At 76.0% G+C, this 5,940-nt stretch carries 5 protein-coding genes and 1 pseudogene; all 6 read left to right on the forward strand.

Annotation, left to right across the window (positions count from 1 at the left end):
- Nucleotides 1-1,116, forward strand: a 1,116-nt coding sequence (locus ATM99_RS19410) for a hypothetical protein (RefSeq protein WP_190278841.1), incomplete at its 5' end; no start/stop codon positions are given.
- Nucleotides 1,117-1,304: 188 nt separating this feature from the next.
- Nucleotides 1,305-2,258 carry an ATP-binding cassette domain-containing protein gene (locus tag ATM99_RS13930; protein ID WP_062103479.1) on the forward strand — a complete coding sequence of 318 codons (954 nt, stop codon included), beginning with the start codon at nucleotides 1,305-1,307 and terminating at the stop codon, nucleotides 2,256-2,258.
- On the forward strand, nucleotides 2,255-3,082 hold the full coding sequence (locus ATM99_RS13935; RefSeq protein WP_062103480.1) for an ABC transporter permease subunit: 828 nt from the start codon (nucleotides 2,255-2,257) through the stop codon (nucleotides 3,080-3,082). Before ATM99_RS13930 ends, ATM99_RS13935 begins: the two co-directional genes overlap by 4 nt.
- A 19-nt stretch (nucleotides 3,083-3,101) precedes the next feature.
- Nucleotides 3,102-4,568, forward strand: coding sequence for a sensor histidine kinase (locus tag ATM99_RS13940; protein WP_062103481.1), 1,467 nt, complete (start codon nucleotides 3,102-3,104; stop codon nucleotides 4,566-4,568).
- On the forward strand, nucleotides 4,565-5,248 hold the full coding sequence (locus ATM99_RS13945) for a response regulator transcription factor (RefSeq protein ID WP_062103482.1): 684 nt from the start codon (nucleotides 4,565-4,567) through the stop codon (nucleotides 5,246-5,248). The genes ATM99_RS13940 and ATM99_RS13945 overlap by 4 nt, the downstream gene beginning before the upstream one ends.
- A gap of 88 nt (nucleotides 5,249-5,336) precedes the next feature.
- Nucleotides 5,337-5,940: pseudogene (locus ATM99_RS13950) on the forward strand (hypothetical protein); the annotation flags it as partial.

Genomic DNA, 5,940 nt, shown 5'->3' on the forward strand with positions numbered 1-5,940 from the left:
CCGCGCCGCGGGCTCGGCCACCGGGTGCTGACCGTCGTCGCGCTCGGCGCCCTCGGGTGGTGGCTCGTCACCGGCCCCGTCCCGGCGCTGCTGCGCGAGGCCGACCTGCCCTGGCTCGACGGCGTCGTCGCCGGACGCGTCCCCGAACCGGCCCCGGACGTCGCGGCCCTGGCCGACGAGATGCACCTGACCGCCCACGGCCGGGACCTGCTGTACCGGGCACGCCCCGAGCTGCTGGGCGCCACCGAGTTCGCAGGACGCTGCGACCGCCCTCACGAGACGTCCGACGACGGCGGCGCGGTCGGCTGCTACGTCGGCCCCGGCGGCACCGACGTGCTGCACGCGGGCGGGTCGATTGTCGTCTACCGGCCCACCGACGCGCGGCTGCGCGGGTTCGTCGTCGAGACCGCCGCGCACGAGCTGCTGCACGCCGCGTGGACCGACCTCACCGCCGCCGAGCGCGCCGAGGCCGGCCCGCTGCTCGAGGAAGTCGTCGCCGGGATCGACCCCGCCGACCAGGTCCACGCGCAGATCGCCGCGTCCGTGGGGCCGTACCCCGCCAACCGCGGGACCGAGCTGTTCGCGTACGTCGGGACGCAGGTCTGGCAGCCCGGCGGGCTCGGCGACCGGCTCGAGGTCCTGTACGCGCGCTACGTCGCCGACCGTGAGGCGCTCGTCGCGGTCCACACCGGCCTCGAGGCGATGCTCGGCACCGTCCGGGCCGAACTCGACGCGGCGCAGGGCGCGTTCAGAGAACGCAGGACGGCGCACGCCGTCGAGCAGGCGCAGCACGACGCCGACGTCGCGACCCTCGCGAGCTACCGCACCGTGCTGGAGCAGCAGGAGGCACAGCTCGCCGCGATGAGCGCGTCCGAGCAGAGCCGCCTGCGACTGTCGTGGACGTGGCGCGACGGGACCGTCCTGGCGTCCGCGCCCGCCGCGCAGACCATCGCCCGCGCCCGCGAGCTGCTCGCACGCGACGAGGCCGAGCTGACCGCGCGCGCCGGGACCTTGCAGGCACTGGCCGCCGAGCTCGCCGCGCAAGAGGCGCACGTCGCCGCGATGCGCGCCGACGCCAACGCGCTGTGGGCACAGCTGGACCCGCCGGGCGGCTGACGCCCGCGCACGTCAGACCCGCGCACGTCAGACCCGCGCCCCGCGGCACACGGCCGCCCGCCGCGCACCAGGTCGCACGTCGTCATCCCTGAGGCGTACCCGCCACGAGACCACCCCTCGTCCTCACGGGCGTCCCGGCGCACCCGCCCCACTTCCTACGTTCGGAGCACACCGAACGAGGAGGACCCATGATCGAGGCGCACCGCCTGACCAAGCGCTACGGACCGCGCACCGTGGTGGACGGCATGACGTTCACGGTCCAGCCCGGGCGGGTCACCGGGTTCCTCGGCCCCAACGGGGCCGGGAAGTCCACGACCATGCGCATGACCGTCGGGCTCGACCGCCCCCACGGCGGCACCGTCACCGTGAACGGCGCACCCTACGCACGCCACCGCGCACCCCTCGCGGAGGTCGGCGTGCTGCTCGACGCGAAGGCCGTGCACCCGGGCCGCTCGGCACGGGCCCACCTGCGTGCGCTCGCCGCGACGCACGGGATCAGCAACGCACGCGTCGACGAGGTCATCGACCTGGCCGGGCTCACGTCCGTCGCGCACCAGCGCGCAGGCCGGTTCTCGCTCGGCATGGGCCAACGACTCGGCATCGCCGCGGCGCTGCTCGGCGACCCCGCCACGCTCATCCTCGACGAACCCGTCAACGGGCTGGACCCCGAGGGCGTGCTGTGGGTGCGCACGCTGCTGCGGTCGCTCGCAGCCGAGGGACGCACCGTGTTCCTGTCCTCGCACCTCATGAGCGAGATGGCCCTCACGGCCGACCACCTGGTCGTCGTCGGCCGCGGCCGCGTCGTCGCCGACGCACCCGTCGCCGACATCGTCGCGCGCGCGGGAACCTCGGCCGTGCGCGTGCGCACCCCCGAGACCGCACGGCTCGCGGACGCGCTCACCCGCGACCCCGCGCTGCGCGTCGTGTCGACTGCGGCCGACACGCTCGAGGTCAGCGGCGCCGACGCGCCCACGATCGCCGCCGCAGCCGCCGGGGCAGGCGTCGTGCTGCACGAGCTCGCCCCCGTGCAGGCCTCCCTCGAGGACGCGTACCTGCAGCTCACCGGCGGCGAGGTCGAGTACCGCGCGGCCGCACCGGACGCCACCGCCCACGCCCGACCCACGTCAGGAGCCCACCGATGACCACCGCCGCCGTGACACGCACGACCGTGCAGCCCGTGACCTTCCGACGCCTCGTGACGTCCGAGCACGTCAAGATGCGGTCGCTGCGGTCGACGTGGTGGGCCCTCGCCGTCGCCGTCGCGTTCTTCCCCCTGTTCTCCGCGATGCGCACCTCGAGCATGGTGGCCGTCGCCGCCGACGCGAGCCCCGAGTACCTCGTGGGCCCCGTGTACGTGACGTCGGGGCTCGCGCTCGCGCAACTCGTGCTGTGCGGGCTCGCGGTCGTCACGATCACCGCCGAGTACCGCACCGGCCAGGTGCGCTCCACGCTCACCGCGGCACCCACGCGCCTGCCCGCGCTCGGTGCGAAGCTGCTCGTGGTCGTCGTCACCGCGCTCGCGACCGGGCTCGTGGGCGTGCTGGTCGGGTGGGCGGCCGCCGCGCCGACGCTCGGCGCGGCACGCATGACCGTGGACCTCACGCAGGCCGAGCATCTGCGCCTCATGTTCGGCGTGCCGCTGTACCTCGCCGCGATCACCGCGTTCGCGTTCGGCGTCGGTGCGATCCTGCGCTCGTCCGCCGCGGGCATCGCGTCCGTGCTGGGGCTCGTGTTCGTCGTCGAGCCGGCCTTCTCGTACGTCCCGTGGGCGCCGCTGCAGCAGATCGCGACGTACCTGCCGACGGCGGCCGGGAGCCGGCTGATCTCGTCCGACACGATGGGCTCGGTGATCGCCGGGTCACAGAGCACCACGCTCAGCGCCTGGCAGGGGTACGGCGTCCTGCTCGCCTGGGCCGCCGCCGCTCTGCTGGTCGCCGCCGTGCTCCTGCGCCGCCGTGACGCCTGAGCCCTGCGAGGATGCGGCCATGACCACACCCGAGGACGCCGTGCGGTCGGGGCGGCGCGCCACCGGCACCGCGCGCGCCACCTCGGGGCGCGTGGTCACGGCCGCACGGCGGGTGCTCGCCACGGCAGGGCGGGCGCTCGCGCCCGTCGGCCTGTTCGTGCGCCGGCCCGTGGTCGTCGACACGGTCGTCGTCGCGGCGTTCGTCGGGTGGTCGCTGCTGCTGGGCCTCGGCGCCGAGTCGATGTACGACCTGACGACCTACCTCGGCGGGCAGGTCACGACCATGCAGGTCGTGTCGCTGCTGCTGACCGTCGCGGGTGCCGTCGCGCTGAGCCGCCGACGCCGTCACCCCGTGCCGGTGGCCGTGGCGGTCGGGCTGCTCACCCTGGTGTCGCTCGCCGCCGCGGGCGGCACGCACGGCCTCGAGCTCGCCGTCGCGTGCGCCCTGCACACCGTCGCCACGGCACGCCGGCCGCGCACCGCGTGGCTCGTCACCGGGGGCGTCCTGCTGGTGGTGGCGGCCGTCGCCCGTGTCGCCCCCCTGGTCGCCGTCGTCGGGACGCGTGTGCTCGGCGGGGACCCGCGCGACCCCGCCGTGACCGCCACCGCAGGGGTACCGACGCGGCTCGCGGACCTCGTGACCCCCTGGTGGGCGGTGACGGTCGTACCGGCCGTCCTGCTCGTGACCGTCGCCGTCGCGTGGGGTTCGGCGCTGCGCGCCCACCGGCTGCACGTCGCCGAGGCCGCTGCCGCGCGGGACCGTGACGCCGCACAGCTCGCGCGCCTGACCCGCGCCGACGAGCGGGCGCGCGTCGCACGCGAGATGCACGACGTCGTCGCGCACTCCCTCACCGTCATGGTCGCGCTCGGCGGGGGCGCCGCCGTCACCCTGGACCGGTCGCCCGCCCAGGCACGCGTCGCCCTCGACGAGCTCGTCGACACCGGGCGCACCGCGCTCGACGACGTGCGCCGCATCCTCGACGTCCTGCACGCCGACGAGGAGCCCACCCCTGGGCAGGTCGTCGGGGCGGCACCGGTGACGCCCGGCGACCGCGACGACGCCGGCGCGCCGATGGCCCCGCAGCCCGGCGCCGACGACCTCGCACGCCTCGTCGAACGGTTCCGCACCGCCGGGCTGCCCGTGCGCACCAGCGGCCTGGCCGTCACCGGGCTCGACGGCGTCGGCGCGACCCGGCAGCTCGCCGTGTACCGCGTCGTCCAGGAGTCGCTCACCAACACGCTGCGGCACGCACCGGGCACGACCCGGGTCGACGTCGACGTCCACCGCGACGGCAGCGCCCTCGACGTCCTCGTCACCGACGCCGGCCCGGGCGACGGCACCGCACCCGGCGCCCCCGGCACCCGACGCGGCGTCGTCGGGATGGCCGAACGCGTCGCCATGTTCGGCGGCACCGTCGAGGCCGGGCCGCACGGCACCGGGTGGCGGGTGCACGCACACCTGCCCTGGCAGGAGGCAGACGCATGATCCGGGTCCTGCTGGTCGACGACCAGCCGCTCATCCGCATGGGCTTCCGTCTGCTCGTCGAGAGCGCCGACGACCTCGAGGTGGTCGGCGAGGCGCAGGACGGGCAGGCCGCGATCGACCAGACCGCCGCGCTGCGACCCGACGTGGTCCTCATGGACGTCCGCATGCCGGGCGTCAACGGCATCGACGCGACCCGCGCCGTCGTCGCCGCGCACCCCGACGTGCGCGTGCTGGTCCTGACCACGTTCGACCTCGACGAGTACGCGTTCGCGGCGCTGCGCGCCGGGGCCAGCGGGTTCCTGATCAAGGACGCCGCCCCCGCCGAGCTCGTGACCGCCGTGCGCACCGTCGCGTCCGGCGACGCGGTCGTCTCGCCGCGCATCACCCGGCGCATGCTCGAGATGTTCGCGACGCACCTGCCCGAGGCGGCCGCCCCCACGCCCACCGACGAGGCCCCGCACCCCCGGCTCGCGGCGCTCACCGCACGCGAGCTGGAGGTCGTCCGGCTGGTGGCCGAGGGGCTGTCGAACGTCGAGATCGGCGCGCGGCTGTTCGTCACCGAGGCCACCGTTAAGACCCACATGGGCCGGCTGCTGGCCAAGCTCGGGCTGCGTGACCGCGTGCAGGTCGTGGTGCTCGCGTACGAGACGGGGCTCGTGCGCGCGGGCGGCGGGGGGTAGCGCCCCGCCCGGCGCGGGCCGTCGCACGTCCCTCAAGTCGCGTCGGACCGGCGCCGATACGTGGGCAGCGACGACGTCAGGGGCCGACATGGCGCAGCGACTCAACCCACCACCCGGGTGGCCGGCACCACCGGCGGGCTGGCAGCCGCCGCCCGACTGGGAACCCGACCCGACGTGGCCCGCGGCCCCCGAGGGCTGGCCGCTGTGGGTGGACGTCAAGCCGCGCACCCGCGGACGACGCTGGCTGACACCGTCCGTCGGCGCAGGTGCGCTCGTCGTAGGCCTGGTCATGGGGGCCGGTGCGGGCGGGGCGTCCGCGAGCACGCAGGCGCAGGAGAACCGCGCGACCATCGCCACGCTCACCGACGAGAAGGCCGACCTCACGCAGGACCTCGCCGAGCTCGACGCCGACCTCGCCGAGGCGCGCGACGACCTGACGGCCGCCCAGAAGCAGGTCGCCGACGCCGCCGCGCAGGTCGCGGCGCTCGACCACCGCTCCGCCGACCTCGACGCGCGCGAGGCCGCGCTCAACGGCCGGCAGGGCGAGCTCGACACCCGCCAGGCGGACCTCGACGGGCGGCAGGGACAGCTCGACGCCCGGTCGGCGGACCTCGACGCACGCGAGGCCGCGGTGCGATCGGCGTCGTCGCGGTCGTCGTCGGGATCGTCGGGGTCGTCGGGCGGGTCCGCGG

The sequence above is a fragment of the Cellulomonas sp. B6 genome (genome assembly GCF_001462455.1).
Lineage (GTDB): Bacteria > Actinomycetota > Actinomycetes > Actinomycetales > Cellulomonadaceae > Cellulomonas.